The sequence below is a fragment of the Sphingomonas nostoxanthinifaciens genome, from assembly GCF_019930585.1.
Lineage (GTDB): Bacteria > Pseudomonadota > Alphaproteobacteria > Sphingomonadales > Sphingomonadaceae > Sphingomonas_I > Sphingomonas_I nostoxanthinifaciens.
This window is the reverse complement of the sequence record NZ_CP082839.1, coordinates 3202819-3217005: the sequence shown is the minus strand read 5'-3', so window position 1 is coordinate 3217005 and position 14187 is coordinate 3202819. Positions and strand designations below refer to the sequence as shown.

Genomic DNA, 14187 nt, shown 5'->3' with positions numbered 1-14187 from the left:
TTCTCTAATTGTAAACGATCGCCGGCAGCGGAGGTCGGTTGACATGCTCGACTCGTCGCAAGCAGGCAACAAGTCGAGGTTGCATTTCACGCTTGAAGGAAACTTCTGTGCGTTATAGCGTTTCGGTGCCTCAATGACTGATGCTGCCAAATTACTGTCGATCGCCCGGCGACTCCGCGTTGAACTGGAGACGCTAGACCGGCTGGAGCTCGACGATGTCACCGTGCGCGGTGAGGTGCAACTGGCTGCGTGCCAGGTTCAGTATGCGCTCGACATTCTGGAGCAATGCCAGCTTGTCGTGGCCAGCATCGCGGCCGAACAAACCGACCTCCCGCACTGAGGCAGGGCCACGCTCCGTCAGAGCGATGTGGCTGCGTACAATTTCCTGCTGACGAACGCCGCGGCCCGAGGGCCGCGGCGTCAATTATCGGTCAGGCGAAGCGGACGGTCGTCCGCTGACGGCGACGCATGGCAGTGCCGACCAAGCCGAAGCCGCCCAGCATCAGCGCCCATGCCGCCGGCTCGGGCACCGCGCCGGCCGCGGTAACGTTGTCGATCGCGAAGTCGTAGGCGGGGCCGACGCCGGTCGTCTCGACCGCGAGCACGCTGAGCGAGGTGATGCCCTCACCGGCGAGCGAGAATATCTGGTCGACATTGCCGTCCAGCGTCAGCGTCTGGCTGAGGCCGGTGTTGGTGGTCACCGAATAGGTGCCGGCTGATTCGTTGACCAGATCGAGCGACACCTGGGTGAAGGCGCGGCCGAGGTCGATCGTGATCGGGTTGCTATAGCTTCCGCTGGTCGACGGGCTGTTAAACGGCGCGGTGGCGTACACAGCGGTCTGGTCGACGCTGCTGAACTCGCCGTTCAGCAGCGTTCCGCCGGAAAAGGTGATCCCGTCGATCGCGACCGTCTGGCCGGCGTTGAAGTTGAACAGCGGCGGGGCACCGGCGCCGGCGGCCTCGAAATCGATCGTGACAGCATTGGCGGCGGCGGGCAGGACGGCGCACGCAACAAGAGCAGCAAAAAACGAACGCATGGGAGGTCTCCTTCGCTGAGGCGAAGGCGGGCTAGGACGGCCCCGTTACAGATTTGGGAAACATTTTGTTAACAACGGGACGAGTTGTTAACCGGTGCGGCGAACCGGTTGATGCGGCCGCACCGGCTTGTTTTTTTTTAGTCGGGCAGGACGCGGATCGCGCCGCGCGCGGCGTTGCTGGCGAGCAAAGCATAGGCCTGCAGCGCCTTCGATACCGTGCGTTTGCGGCCGAGGGGGCGCCAGGCCTTGTCGCCGCGCGCTTCCATCGCCGCGCGCCGCGCCGCCAGCGTCGCATCGTCCACCACGAGATTGATCGTGCGATTGGGAATGTCGATCTCGATCATGTCGCCATGCTCGACCAGCGCGATCAGGCCGCCCTCCGCCGCTTCGGGCGAGACATGGCCGATCGACAGGCCGGATGTGCCGCCGGAGAAGCGGCCGTCGGTGAGCAACGCGCACACCTTCCCCATGCCCTTCGATTTCAGGTAGCTCGTCGGGTAGAGCATCTCCTGCATGCCCGGACCGCCCTTCGGCCCCTCGTAGCGGATCACGACGACGTCGCCCGCCTCGATCTGGTTGCCGAGGATCGCCGCCACCGACGCGTCCTGGCTCTCGAACACCTGTGCGCGGCCGGTGAACTTCAGGATGCTCTCGTCGACGCCGGCGGTCTTCACGATGCAGCCTTCGGGCGCGAGGTTGCCGAACAGCACGGCGAGCCCGCCATCCTGCGAGAAAGCGTGGGTCGCCGAGCGGATCACGCCCTTCGTGCGATCGACGTCCAGCTCCTGCCAGCGTTGCGACTGGCTGAAGGCGACCTGGGTCGGCACGCCGCCGGGGGCGGCGCGATAGAATTTGCGCACCTCGTCTGAATTGGTGCGCGCGACATCCCAGCGGCCGAGCGCCTCGCCCAGCGTCGACGAATGGACGGTCGGCTGCTCGACGTCGAGCAGGCCGGCGCGGTCGAGCTCGCCGAGGATCGCCATGATCCCGCCGGCCCGGTGGACGTCCTCCATGTGGACGTCGGCCTTGGCGGGGGCGACCTTGCACAGGCACGGCACGCGCCGGCTCAGCCGGTCGATGTCGGCCATGGTGAAGTCGACCTCGCCTTCCTGCGCCGCCGCCAGCAGGTGGAGCACGGTGTTGGTCGAGCCGCCCATCGCGATGTCGAGGCTCATCGCATTCTCGAACGCGGCGAACGTCGCGATCGAGCGGGGGAGGACGGAGGCGTCGTCCTGTTCGTACCAGCGCTTGGTGATGTCGACGATCAGGTGGCCCGCCTCGCGGAACAGCCGTTCGCGATCGGAATGGGTCGCCAGCACCGATCCGTTGCCGGGCAGCGACAGGCCGAGCGCCTCGGTCAGGCAGTTCATCGAATTGGCGGTGAACATGCCCGAGCAGGAGCCGCAGGTCGGGCAGGCCGACCGTTCGATCGTCGCCACTTCCTCGTCCGAATAGCTTTCGTCGGCGGCGGCGACCATCGCGTCGACCAGGTCGAGCGCGACCTCCTTGCCCTTCAGCACGACCTTGCCGGCCTCCATCGGGCCGCCCGAGACGAACACCGCGGGGATGTTGAGGCGCATCGCCGCCATCAGCATACCGGGCGTGATCTTGTCGCAATTGGAGATGCAGACGAGCGCGTCGGCGCAATGCGCGTTCGCCATATATTCGACCGAGTCGGCGATCAGTTCGCGGCTGGGCAGCGAATAGAGCATCCCGCCATGGCCCATGGCGATGCCGTCATCGACCGCGATGGTGTTGAACTCCTTGGCGACGCCGCCCGCCGCCTCGATCTCGCGCGCGACCAGCTGGCCCAGATCCTTCAGATGGACATGGCCGGGCACGAACTGGGTGAAGCTGTTGCAGACGGCGATGATCGGCTTGCCGAAATCCTCGTCCTTCATTCCCGTCGCGCGCCATAGGCCGCGGGCGCCGGCCATGTTGCGGCCGTGAGTGGTGGTGCGGGAACGATAGGCAGGCATGGGGCGCGTCCTTCGCCCCGTGTCTCAGCCGGAAATGGAGGCCCGAGCCGGAATCGAACCGGCGTGCAAGGATTTGCAGTCCTCTGCGTAACCACTCCGCCATCGGGCCAGAACCGGGGCAGGGGCGCGCAAATGCGTGGTTTTTTGCGGTCGGTCAAGGCGTGCAGAAACCGAGTTCGCAGTGATTTTGCGCGAGTTCGCAGTGTTCCCGATATGGGCTCGCCGCTAAAGGGGTGCCGATGCGCTTCCCAAACTGGCTTTTTCGACAGCATGAACGGACGGATTGGATCGGCAAACTGGCTCGCTATGCCAGGGCCGACCGACGCCTGCCGGTCGATCCGATCGACATCTACGACCGTATCCGGTCGACCTCGGGCGGAGACGCCGAGATGCTCCACGCGCTGCATGCAGCGTTGGAGGAATGGAATGGGGGTGAGCCGTATCGGCTGGATCGCGACCGGGGCGCCCGGCGCGAGCGCGAGCGCGCCGCGGAGAATGCGGCCTATGAGTCCGAGCTCCGAGCAGAGGCCGAGAAGAAGCGCTTGGCCGCTGCGCTTGCGCGCCGCCGCCGGGCCACCGATGATCGCGGCGCCACGACTCAGGAGAGCCAACCGTGAAGCTGATCCTCGCGCTGACCGCCGCCGCCATGCTGACCGCGCCGGCGCTCGCCGCACCCTGCCGCGACGCGAAGGGCCATTTCGCGAAGTGCCCCCCGGCCGGAGCATCTTCGTCGGCCGCCGTGACGAAGGACAGCAAGGGGCGTTGCCATGGCGCGGGCGGCAAGTTCGTAGCCTGCCCGAAATAGGTGCTGATCGAGTTCGAGGATAAGGAGCCGGCCACGCCGCCGGGATGGCGGCGGCGCGTCGAGCTGGCCCTCGCTCTCACGCTAGGCGCCTACGGGCTCGCTGCCGGGATCTACGGTGCTGTGCGGACCGTTGCCGGCTGATGTGTAACCGCGCGCGCATGAGAGACGAGCCCGAGACGCTGTTCGAGCGGTTCGGCGCGAGGTGGGTCGCTGACCGGCCGACCGACAATCGGTTCAACTGGCAGGAGCTGGCACCCCAAAGCCGCGCCTACGTCATCCGCCAGAGTGATCGCGGGCGCGGCGTCGACCTGATGCGCTGGGACGTGCTGGGCGGGCAGGCGGCGTGGCCGATGACGAACGTCCGTAACCTCGGACTGCCCCAATGGCGCCGGCTCGCCGAGAATCCCGAAAATCGCTGCCTCGTTCCGCTCACCGAGTTCTGCGAATGGACGCCCGAGGCGCACGACCTCGGCGACGGCAAGAAGCCGGTCAAAGGCGAGATGTGGTTCCAGGTGACCGACCAGCCGATGTTTGCGGTCGCGGGCTTCTGGCAGGCGACCAAGGACGGCGCCGGGTTCACGATGGTGACGTGCGACCCGAACGAGATGGTCGCGCCGATTCATCCGAAGGCGATGATCACCATCCTGCATGAAGCAAGCTGGGATCGCTGGCTTGCAGGATCTTATGCCGACGTGGTTGGGCTCCAGCAGCCGTATCCCGCGAAACTGATGACAGTGCGCGGACCGGAGTTCCCGACGCGCATCAAGGCCTGAAAGGAAGCCGATGCCCGACGATCAGCCGATGGTGAGCCTGGACGATCCCGCATATCACGCGGCGATCGTCGCGCTGACGGCGCAGGTCGCAGCTGCGGCCGAGGGGAATGGCGGCGATTTCAACACGCCGTTGATGGCGGTGATGTTTGTCCTGTCGATGATGCTCGAGGCCGATCCGCGCATGGCGACGCCGGGCAACTTGCGGAAGCGCAGCGACGAGATCGGCAAGGTGGTGCTAGAGCAAATGAGGTGGATGCGCCGGCAGCGCGAGTCGACGGGCCAGTCAATGTTCCATCAGATGATGCGGGAGGTCGCTGATCTAAGCATCGCCGGCAGCGCATAACCCAGGAGCCGAGTCGAGGGCTTGCCTCGGATGTTCTTTTTATGTTCTCACATCCGCATGAGACAAATCAGCCCTGACGAAATCAAGACCCGTATCGCCATCCAGCTTCGCTGCCTGCCTGGCTGGATCAAGACCGCCACGGGCATGCGGGGCGATCGCGCGACCGAGCTTGCGGCCGAGCAGATCATGGAGCGCGTGTTCAACGGGGTCGTCGTCATCGCGCCGGACCTGATCGACGCAACGCCCTATGGCCGCAATCCAGGCCAATTCGGCGTCACAGAAACGTGGCCGGCCGGATGTGAGCCGGACGAACCGGACCGGCGATCGGCGCCCCTGCTCTAGGCATCGCCTTTGCTCCGCTGGCCGCACCACCCGCGGCCACGCAACATAGCTCCCGTGAACTGGGCGCCTTGCGGCGCGCGGCGAATAGGTCGGGCAATTCATGACGTTGGTAAAAGGGCAGGGCGATGCTACAATCGCAAGCTCGCTATGGAGCGTCCGGTCGGGGAACCTGCATGACGAAGCTGAAGCTAATAACGGCAGCGTCTGTCGCTATGACCGCATCGCTGCTTGCTTATTCACCTGCGAGGGCTGATCGCGTCGTCATAACAGAGAATGGATTTTCCGATAACGGAAAACTTGTCGTCGATCTTACCTTTAGTCAGCCCGGTACTTATTACGCTAGGGACCATATTGTCGGTGGTTTCGCGACTTACACATCGGACATCACTGCTGCGTTTTCATTGCCCGCAACGACCATCAACGCCGGCTTCTATTATCTAAGCGATAGATCATTCTCGATTAATTTTTACCAAGACGACGACCATTCGATCTACATCTTGTCTGATCCTGGTATTATCGAAGATTTCGATTTTCACTATGCGTTGGCGCTAAATGGCTCGGCAGTGTCAGAAGCCTATAATCCGATTACGATCGTACACCTTCCCTCCGTTGCTCCGGAGCCTGCATCTTGGGCCTTGATGCTTGGGGGCTTCGCCGTGATAGGTGCTGGGATGCGCCGACGCCAGCGTGAGAGCGTCAGCTTTGCCTAAGGGCTGAACCACTGGAAGGAAACGCTGCTCTCGTGAATGCTATGACCGAACCGACTATGATTGAGCGGGTGGCGCGGGCGATGGAGCCTTCGGTCTGGAAAGATTTCACGGTCAAGCCAGGCTCCGATCAGATGGTCGGTACGATGCGCAGGGAATGGGAAACCCGTCGGCGCCTTTCGCTCCGAAAAGCGGAGCGCGTCATCGCAGCCATGCGCCACCCGACTGACCTAATGGGGAATGGCCTGCCGAACGGATACAAGCCGGGCAGTCACTCAGCGACGCAGATCTGGCGTGCCATGATCGACGCCGCGCTTGCGGAAGGCGCGCGATGACCGACCCGACCATGATCGAGCGGGTGGCGCGAGCGCTATGCGCTGTCGACAATAAGGATCCGAATGAATTCGTCGACACCCCTATCCCGCGAGAAGTGCGTGTCAGCGTTTCCCCACGACCCAAGGTACCGCTTTGGACGCGATACGAGCGCCACTCTCGCGCGGCGATCGAGGCGATGCGCGAGCCGACACGAGCGATGATGGATGCCGGGTTCCTAGCGAACCCGAACACGGAAGGGCTAGCACCGCCAGTCTATGCATGGCCGGCGATGATCGATGCCGCGCTAGCGGAGGAGGGGTGATGATCGAGGAGGATGCCTGGGTGCAGGCGATAGGTGAGGGCTTCTACCGAAAGGTCATCGCTTTGAGACCTGGCAAGGCGCTGTGTCGCGGTGGCCCAGAGCAGAACGAGGCCTGGTTCGATCTCAGCCGGCTCGAAGCCGTGCCTCCTCCTGACGCGGTTCTGACGCCGCTCAGCTAAGCGGCTTCGACTATCCCTGATTGGAGGATGCGCAAGGCCAACGACGGCGACGCCGTGATCGCGAGGCTGGCGGCCGGCATGTGGGGCAGCAGGATCGACATCCCTTGGGATGAAGCCGGGATCATGTGGCACAAATTCATATTCTGTTAGGGAATAAAGGATCGCGGATAGGGTCTTAGCTTCGGCCAGCGTTGGGCCACAAGGGGAGACTGCTCGATGTTCCGGTTACATAAAGTGCAATCAAGTTATGTACTTGCCGTCACTTCGGTTGTGTTGGCCGCCGCTACGCCGGCCGGTGCAACGACGACTACCATTATGATTACACCGGAGACGTATGGCTATTACGATCCAAGCGAAACGGGAAATTTTGGATTGAGCCCTTTTCATGGCGGCGCGGCGATCGCCAATTATTCGCAAGTAGGACGCGCTGCAGGCTCTTCATTCGCAGGTGATTACGCGGCGACCATAGAGTTCTTGATCCCATCTGTTCCGATAAACGCTGTTATTACGGGTCTGAGCCTGACTGTTACATCTCAATTTGGGACCCACATTAACGATGTGCAACTCCGATCCTACTTTGCGGCAACGACTGTGGCCGATCCGTCTCGTATATATGCGGGCAGCAATCTAACAAATTTCTTCGACTTAAACCCAGCGGTAACGTCGACAGATCTACTCGGAACTCCCACCGTAAATTATCTTGAAGATAATCCCGGATTATATCTCGGCTTCTCGTTCCGGGAGACCAACCCAATCAGTCCACGTTTTTGCGTAACGACATGCAGCCCAAAGACGATTGGCAGCACGGGAGATCCTAGTTTTTATACCTTGCCTGTTTTGACCGTAAGCTACGAAATTCCGGCGCCACCGCCACCGCCACCGCCTTCAGCAGTTCCCGAACCCAGCACGTGGCTCATGATGCTTGGCGGCTTCGCCTTGGCTGGTTCTGCAGCGAGGCGCCGCCAACGGGTCGCCGCAACCTTCGCCTGACCGCCAAAGGTCTGCAAAAGGTGGGCGTTCCCGGCAACGGTGAGCGCCCTCCCTTTATGCGCTGACAATCAGCTCCCCGGTCCGCTTGCCGCTGCCCGACGCCGTGCCGATCGTGTAGGTCACCGGCACCTCCGCGATCTGGAAGCGGCCGGACACCTCGCGCGCCAGCGGTGTGTCGTTGATGGACAGGACGAACTTGCCGGCGATCCCGGCCAGCTGGTCGCCAAGCGTACGAAAATCGTCCGGTTGGAACCCGTCGCCATAATCGCCCCGCAGCCGACATAGGGCGGGTCGAGATAGAACAGCGTCTCGGCGGCGTCGTAGCGCCGGATCACGTCGGCATAGGGCAGTTGCTCGATCGTCACGGCCGCCAGGCGGTCGCGGACCAGACGAAGGCCGCTAGCTCGATCCGGGACGCGACCGCAGCTACCTGCGTAAGGTCGCCGGTCGCCGATGCGTACACTCGGCCGGTCTGCTGGGCGCAGATCAAGATTGATTCGAGCAGATCGAGGGAGGCCGAACGCGCTCGTCGCGACCTTAACTAAACGTCTAACGTCTCAAATTCTTGATTTTACGTAATTTTGAGATTTTGGTCATAACGGTCAGCCCAGATTTATGGGGTTCCGCCATGCGAAACATGCGCATCGTAAATAAGCTTCTGGTCTCGTTCGGAGTGGTGGGCATTGGCCTGTTGGCACTCACCTTGTTCTCGATCAGCCAGTTAGGCTCGATCGATACCTTAATGAGCAAGGCCGTCCGGGACCGTCTGCCCAAAACAGTGCTTTCGCAGCAGATCGATACAGCGACGTCGGACTTCCGCATCGCCGAAGCTCAGCACATTCTCTCGGTGGACGGCGCGGGGATGGACGCCGCGGAAGCCAAGATGAACGAGCAGCGTGGGATTGTCGATCAAGGCTATGATGTACTCAATGGTAACTTGCGCCTTCCCCGCGCGCGACAACTCCTAAACGAATTTCACGAGCGCTGGCTGGCTTACAGCGCAGAAAATAAGGTACTGTTGGCACTCTCGCGGCAAAACAAAAATGCGGAAGCTACCGCTCTGATGCGGGGTCAATCGCAGCGACTGTTCGACGCGCTGTCGAACTCGATCGGACAGCTCGCAACATTTGAAGGCGGTCTTGCAACGGCCGCCGCCGATGAAGGCGACGCAGGCTACGATCATGCGCGCATCCTATCGATCGTCGCCGTTGTTGGCATGTTCGGGTGCCTCGCCGTAGTGCTCGTCGTGCTGGTGAAGCAGATTGCCAAGCCGGTCGGTGCTGTGACTCAAGCGCTGACAGAGCTGGGGAAGGGCAACATGCACGTCGCCGTCCCCGTGGACGATCGCGCGGATGAGGTCGGCGCGCTTGCCGCTGCCATGAAGGGGCTCCGCGACCAGCTAGCGGCAGCTGAACGCGCCAAAGAGGAGCAAACGGCGCTGATCGTGGACAGCGTTGGAGAGGCCCTCTCGAAGCTCGCCAGTGGCGACCTTGTCTCGCGCGTGGAGGCCGATCTGACCGGCCCCTTCGCCAAGCTTAAGACCGACTTCAACGCCGCTGCTGCAGCACTGCAATCGACACTGGGACAGGTTGCTCAGGCAGCGACCGGCATAAACGGTGGTGCGGGTGAGATCCGCCAAGCCTCGGACGATTTATCGCATCGGACGGAACAACAGGCGGCGAGCCTGGAAGAGACCGCCGCTGCCATGCACGAAATCACCGAGACGGTAAGAACCACCGCCGAGCGCGCAAGTAGCGCCAACGAAGCTGTTCTTCGCGTGCATACCGACGCCGAGCATTCCGGCGACGTCGTCCGCCAGGCGGTGCAGGCAATGGGCGGGATCGAGCGTACCTCTAACGAGATTTCGGAGATCATCTCTGTGATCGATGGGATTGCCTTCCAAACGAACCTTCTTGCGCTCAACGCCGGTGTCGAAGCAGCGCGCGCAGGAGATGCGGGTAGAGGCTTTGCCGTCGTGGCGTCGGAAGTCCGCGCTCTAGCTCAGCGGTCGGCTGAGGCCGCCAAGGACGTTAAGTTGCGTATCAGCGCATCTTCCCACCAGGTGGCAGCGGGCGTGCAACTCGTCAACGAGACCGGCCAGGCGCTTACACGCATCATCGGCCAAGTCGGAACGGTCAAGACGCTGGTATCCGAGATTGCCGCAGTGACCGAACAGCAAGCTGCTGGCCTGCATCAGGTGAACACAGCGGTGGCCGAAATGGATGGGGTTACCCAACAGAATGCCGCGATGGTTGAAGAAGCGACCGCGGCGGCACGCAGCCTTGCGACAGAGGCCGACGGCCTCAATCGGCAGATTGCACGCTTCAAAACAGGTCAGCAGCGTGACGCTCACGCCTCTCCCGTCCACGAGCTGCAGCATCGAGCTTCTTCAGGTGCGCGTCAGCTCGCCAAGCCGGCACTCCGGAGCGTTGGCAGCGCTAATCCTAAAACCGATGACGATTGGTCGGCCTTCTAACACCCGTGCACCTCAATGAGATCAAAAGCGCAGAAATCTCTCAGAATGCTTGAGGAGCCATACATGCATACCTTAGATCTAAATGTCGTCAGGATCAGGCCCGATGTAAATAGTTATACTCTTGGGCTCCACGAACTCGGCTTAGCCCTTGAACGGATGAAGCTTGAGTTTGCATGCTTGAAAGAAGAGCTAGCGAAACACATGCCGCTGGCTGCCGATCCGAATCCTACCGAAACCGGCGGAGGAACGCTAACGCTCCTCCGCCGCTCGGATCATGCGGTAGCCGCCGGCGCAGCGGCAGGCTTCAGCGCCGACGCCACGTCATTGTAGAGCGACTGCACCAGCTCGCGCGCGACGTCGGCCGCGTCCGAGGCCAGGGAGGCGAGCCCGCCACCTGTGACATAGGACAGGACGAGCGGCGCGGTGTTCGCCACCACCTGCTCGAACTTCTCCGCGCCGGTCAGCGTCGAGTCCTTCAGCGCCGTGATGTCGGCGGTGACGGTCGCGCCGATCGAGGTCGTCTTGAGGGTGGCGACGACCTTCTGCGTCTCGGACAGGGCGAACTGCTCGACCGCGTGGCCGGCGGCGTGGAGCGCGGTCAGCTGCGCGGAGCTGAGGAAGCCGACGAAAAGCTTGGACATGGTGTTCTCCGATTGAAGGTCAGGCGACGGGACCAGCGCTGCCGGCCTGACCGGCGACAGCGTCGGGAAGAGATGCGGGCTCGGCGTTGAGCGCCGCCCATGCGGCCGCCCAGCGGGTATGCGAGAGGAAGGCGCGCGCCTGCGCCCAGCCGGTGGCGCCGGCGACCATGAGCGTGCCGACGATCGTCTCGACCATGGTGGCGACGAAGCCGTCGACCGCGCCCTGGTCGACGATCCCGCGCGTCACCAGCGCGGAGCCGGCGGCCACCAGGGCGTGACGGACGAATGATGCCAGCAGAGCGTGCACGGCCGTGGCGGCCGGCGCGGAAAGATCGGGCATAAATATTTCCTCAATTAACAATTTGGTACGATTGGTGAGGAGCACAGTTGTCAAAGTAGCGTACTAAGGGATCCGGAGACTCGCAGATGCCCAAGCGGAAGCTGAATATTGCCGAGACCTATGTGCGGGATTTTGGTGCACGAGCGATGGCGCATCTCTCGGATGACATCAGCATTGCAACGGCAAGGTGCGACTGGAAGTTGGTTTTAACACTTTCTTCCGCTCGCCAACAAATCGGCCGGTTTGAATGACTTAACCTCGCGGATGCGGACGCTGGTCGACCATGACGGCCTGAAGGCGCGCGCGGATCGCGGCGACGTTGGCGAGGCCGATCGATCCCCCGTTGGTGAGCTGGCGCGCCTTGGTGAAGTCGCCGGCGTCGACCGCGTCGTTGACGCCGGCGGCGCGCCAGAACTCGCGGGCGATGACGAGGCTGTCGGCCGGATCGGCGGCCAGATCGGGATTGCCGACCAGGTCGAGCCCGACCATCTGGCCAAACCGCGCATAGGCGGCCTTGCCCGTCAGCTGGAGCATGCCCCGGCCGCGATAGAGCCACCCGTCCTTCGCCGGCGGCGCGGCGTTGCCCATTCGGCCGCCGTAGGCCCGACAGGCGATCTCGACGGGCCGCCCCACGCAGGCTGCCGCCTGCGCAGCGGTAAAGTGCGTCGGCCACTGCGCCAGCATGGTTGCCGCCGAGTAGCGCAGATCCTCCTCGAACCTCGTGAGGGCGCCCGTCTCGTTGCAGGTCTGCGCCACGAACTCGGCGAGCCGCGCCGGCGTCTGTGCGATCGCATCGCCCTTGATCCACTTCGCCGCCGCCGCGCCGATCGCGGCGATGGCGACGTCGGCCGGGCGCTGGGCGGCATAGGCGAACAGCGCCGTATAGGTCTTCGGGCCATCGTCGCCGTCGATCGCGCCCGCATAGTAGCCGGCGCGCGTCAGCGCTGGCTGGGCGATGCCCTTCCAGTCGATCATCCGGAACTCCAAGTTATCGGGGGACGTTGATAGGCGCGGGCCGAGCTTTACGCCTCAATGCTCGACCCCGGCGTCCCGGCTGGCCTCACCCCCCAAGGTCAGCGGGGCGTTTTCGAAATTAATCTATGTGTGCTACCCGGAATATCCGGCAGCTAGAGTTTACTGGCTGTTGCGACGCCCCGCCGCTTGCCTTAGGGGGGAGGGTATTACGGCGGGGCGTCTGCGTACGGTGATCTGCAAATCTAGCGGCCAATAGTCAGATTGAGCACGGCTGCGGCCTTGATTGGCTGACAGTTAGACCAACCTTTTTGCAATCCTTTGTATTGCCACTTCGTGCAGGGCGGGTATCATGTGACGACCCGTTAGTGCTCCCCTGTGCAGCGGGAAGTGCTCCGCCGGCCGCCCCCCATCCGGCCGGCGGGGCGCTGTCAGACGCAGCGGCGGAGGTTGCCGGCGCCCCATCTTCTCCTCGATGTTCGGCTCGCATGATCGCCTGGCGGCCTTCCAGTCGATCATGCGGAAACTCCTTAATTTCCCGGTCAGGTCTCCGCGCTTAGAAAGACTGCGCTCGTTCGCGTCCCTTTAAGCGGCGAGAAGTGTCCCGCCGGTCATCCCGAAGAGGCCGGCGGGTCGCGACGTTCATTCTTGCTGATCGAGCTTCCGCAGCAGCTCGATCTGATCTTCCGGAGGCCGCGATTGAGCCGGGCGCCGATACTGTGAGCGAAGCGCCGAGCCGATCGGGTTCTCGTCACGGATGACGTCGATGCGAACGTTGTCGGGTGCGCCGCTGCCGGCCGGCACCTTGACGACGTCGCCCGCGATGGAAGCGCGCGTGAACTGATCCAGCTGCGCCTCAGCCGCTCTCATGAACCGCGAGCGCAAAAGCTTGATCAGGCGGTCGGATGAGACTGCCGCGAGCGCCGAGCAGAACGCGCGCACGTCGCCGTGCAGGTCGAACTTGTCGGAGATGATGACCGCGAACAGGCCGACCAGCCCGAGCAGCAGAGCGTCGCCCAGCATCGCGCGCCAGCTGAGCCGCCGCCCTTCGCCGAGCGCGAGGCCATAGCGAGCCGCCGTGCCGATCATCAGCCCCGCGCCGATCGCCCCATAGCGGCCCGCAGCGTCCGCCTGCCAGGTCAACGGAACACCCATGCCGCAGCGACCAGCGCCATGACGATCGCTGCGTTGACTGCCATGCCGCGATGCACGCGGGCGAGGCCGATCTCACGTTTGAGCGCGCGTGTGCCGAGCAGCAGGATGAGCGCGGCGCACATGGTCGCGATTGCCATGATCTCGATGCCGTCACCGATGAGCGGCGGCCACGGCGTGCCGAGCAGGCCCGGCAGGAAGGCCGGACCGAACAGCCAGATCCCGATCGCCATGACCGCGGTCGTGAGGCTGCGATAGCGATCCAAGATGGTGGTGGAGCGCCCTTGGGCGCCCCAGCTCAGCACGACCATGCTGGCGAGAAGGAATAGCGCGAGACGCAAACCGATGCGGGTTGCCTCAATCCATGCAGGCGCGCTCACTCTCCCGACTGCCTGCCAGCAGATGGTTCGATCATCATCGTGGTGTTCTCCCAGCCGGCTAAAGGCGCGGCGAGCGAGGTCGTTAAAGGGATGCCGGCACCCGTTCGCTGGCAATAAAGAGCGGGGTGGAGCGCGCCGCAGATCGACCTGCAGCGCGCTCCACTTCGTCGCGACATTAACTTTTAGGTAACCGAGGCGGCTTAGACCTCGATCCGACCAGTCTCCGCGACGGTCGCGCAACTGAGCACGTCGCTGGTTCCGCTCCACCCCCGGCGGCGTGCTCCATTTCGTCGTATGTGATCCGGATCAGCTCACGACGATCGAGAATGGCGCAGAAGAACGAGGCCACTGCGTTCCATTCACAATCTGAAATGATTGCAGGGGGTCGGCAGTGCTAAACGGACACCACCCGCGATTCGCTGGGGCAGACGGTG

20 protein-coding genes and 1 tRNA gene are annotated in these 14187 nt (G+C 63.2%); 13 read left to right on the top strand and 8 right to left on the bottom strand.

What is annotated here, in order from left to right; translation table 11 throughout:
• Positions 1–133: 133 nt before the first annotated feature.
• Positions 134–340 (top strand): hypothetical protein, encoded by a 207-nt coding sequence (locus tag K8P63_RS15235; protein ID WP_223796868.1) that lies wholly within the window; start codon positions 134–136, stop codon positions 338–340.
• Positions 341–431: 91 nt separating this feature from the next.
• On the opposite strand, the gene K8P63_RS15230 is transcribed toward K8P63_RS15235, so the two are convergent.
• The 3 genes from K8P63_RS15230 to K8P63_RS15220 all read right to left on the bottom strand — a co-directional run bounded on the left by K8P63_RS15230 (position 432) and on the right by K8P63_RS15220 (position 3125).
• The gene (locus K8P63_RS15230; protein WP_223796867.1) at positions 432–1037 is read right to left on the bottom strand and encodes a PEPxxWA-CTERM sorting domain-containing protein; all 606 of its coding nucleotides are present in this window, start codon (positions 1035–1037) and stop codon (positions 432–434) included.
• Between the two features lie 137 nt (positions 1038–1174).
• A complete protein-coding gene (gene ilvD / locus K8P63_RS15225; protein WP_223796866.1) occupies positions 1175–3016 on the bottom strand; it encodes a dihydroxy-acid dehydratase in 1842 nt (613 codons plus the stop codon).
• Positions 3017–3051: 35 nt separating this feature from the next.
• A tRNA-Cys gene (locus K8P63_RS15220) sits at positions 3052–3125 on the bottom strand.
• Between the two features lie 130 nt (positions 3126–3255).
• Here K8P63_RS15220 and K8P63_RS15215 point away from each other — a divergent pair.
• From K8P63_RS15215 to K8P63_RS15165, 11 genes are all read left to right on the top strand, one after another.
• A complete protein-coding gene (locus tag K8P63_RS15215; protein WP_223796865.1) occupies positions 3256–3633 on the top strand; it encodes a hypothetical protein in 378 nt (125 codons plus the stop codon).
• Complete coding sequence (locus K8P63_RS15210; RefSeq protein WP_223796864.1) at positions 3630–3821, top strand: hypothetical protein; 192 nt, start codon at positions 3630–3632, stop codon at positions 3819–3821. Before K8P63_RS15215 ends, K8P63_RS15210 begins: the two co-directional genes overlap by 4 nt.
• A gap of 140 nt (positions 3822–3961) precedes the next feature.
• Entirely contained in the window at positions 3962–4594 is a 633-nt protein-coding gene (locus K8P63_RS15205) for an SOS response-associated peptidase (RefSeq protein ID WP_223796863.1), read from the top strand.
• Between the two features lie 10 nt (positions 4595–4604).
• On the top strand, positions 4605–4937 hold the full coding sequence (locus tag K8P63_RS15200) for a hypothetical protein (protein ID WP_223796862.1): 333 nt from the start codon (positions 4605–4607) through the stop codon (positions 4935–4937).
• Positions 4938–4967: 30 nt separating this feature from the next.
• Entirely contained in the window at positions 4968–5279 is a 312-nt protein-coding gene (locus tag K8P63_RS15195; RefSeq protein WP_223796861.1) for a hypothetical protein, read from the top strand.
• 173 nt (positions 5280–5452) lie between these two features.
• The gene (locus tag K8P63_RS15190; protein ID WP_223796860.1) at positions 5453–5989 is read left to right on the top strand and encodes a PEPxxWA-CTERM sorting domain-containing protein; all 537 of its coding nucleotides are present in this window, start codon (positions 5453–5455) and stop codon (positions 5987–5989) included.
• 41 nt (positions 5990–6030) lie between these two features.
• Entirely contained in the window at positions 6031–6321 is a 291-nt protein-coding gene (locus tag K8P63_RS15185) for a hypothetical protein (RefSeq protein WP_223796859.1), read from the top strand.
• The gene (locus K8P63_RS15180; RefSeq protein ID WP_223796858.1) at positions 6318–6623 is read left to right on the top strand and encodes a hypothetical protein; all 306 of its coding nucleotides are present in this window, start codon (positions 6318–6320) and stop codon (positions 6621–6623) included. Before K8P63_RS15185 ends, K8P63_RS15180 begins: the two co-directional genes overlap by 4 nt.
• Positions 6623–6802 (top strand): hypothetical protein, encoded by a 180-nt coding sequence (locus tag K8P63_RS15175; protein WP_223796857.1) that lies wholly within the window; start codon positions 6623–6625, stop codon positions 6800–6802. The genes K8P63_RS15180 and K8P63_RS15175 overlap by 1 nt, the downstream gene beginning before the upstream one ends.
• 216 nt (positions 6803–7018) lie before the next feature.
• A complete protein-coding gene (locus K8P63_RS15170) occupies positions 7019–7792 on the top strand; it encodes a PEPxxWA-CTERM sorting domain-containing protein (protein WP_223796856.1) in 774 nt (257 codons plus the stop codon).
• A gap of 628 nt (positions 7793–8420) precedes the next feature.
• Positions 8421–10268: a methyl-accepting chemotaxis protein gene (locus K8P63_RS15165; RefSeq protein WP_223796855.1), complete on the top strand. Its 1848-nt coding sequence runs from the start codon at positions 8421–8423 to the stop codon at positions 10266–10268.
• A 272-nt stretch (positions 10269–10540) separates the two neighbouring features.
• Here K8P63_RS15165 and K8P63_RS15160 read toward each other — a convergent pair whose 3' ends face one another.
• Positions 10541–10909: a hypothetical protein gene (locus tag K8P63_RS15160; RefSeq protein WP_223796854.1), complete on the bottom strand. Its 369-nt coding sequence runs from the start codon at positions 10907–10909 to the stop codon at positions 10541–10543.
• A gap of 19 nt (positions 10910–10928) precedes the next feature.
• Positions 10929–11249, bottom strand: a complete 321-nt coding sequence (locus K8P63_RS15155) for a Pam3-gp28 family putative phage holin (protein WP_223796853.1) — start codon at positions 11247–11249, stop codon at positions 10929–10931.
• A gap of 86 nt (positions 11250–11335) precedes the next feature.
• Between K8P63_RS15155 and K8P63_RS15150 the strand changes: the two genes are divergently transcribed.
• On the top strand, positions 11336–11500 hold the full coding sequence (locus K8P63_RS15150) for a hypothetical protein (protein ID WP_223796852.1): 165 nt from the start codon (positions 11336–11338) through the stop codon (positions 11498–11500).
• A 1-nt stretch (position 11501) separates the two neighbouring features.
• Here K8P63_RS15150 and K8P63_RS15145 read toward each other — a convergent pair whose 3' ends face one another.
• The 3 genes from K8P63_RS15145 to K8P63_RS15135 form a co-directional block, all read right to left on the bottom strand.
• Positions 11502–12224 carry a glycoside hydrolase family 19 protein gene (locus K8P63_RS15145; protein WP_223796851.1) on the bottom strand — a complete coding sequence of 241 codons (723 nt, stop codon included), beginning with the start codon at positions 12222–12224 and terminating at the stop codon, positions 11502–11504.
• 639 nt (positions 12225–12863) lie between these two features.
• Positions 12864–13310 (bottom strand): phage holin family protein, encoded by a 447-nt coding sequence (locus K8P63_RS15140; RefSeq protein ID WP_223796850.1) that lies wholly within the window; start codon positions 13308–13310, stop codon positions 12864–12866.
• 50 nt (positions 13311–13360) lie between these two features.
• Entirely contained in the window at positions 13361–13993 is a 633-nt protein-coding gene (locus K8P63_RS15135) for a hypothetical protein (protein WP_223796849.1), read from the bottom strand.
• Positions 13994–14187: the final 194 nt, after the last annotated feature.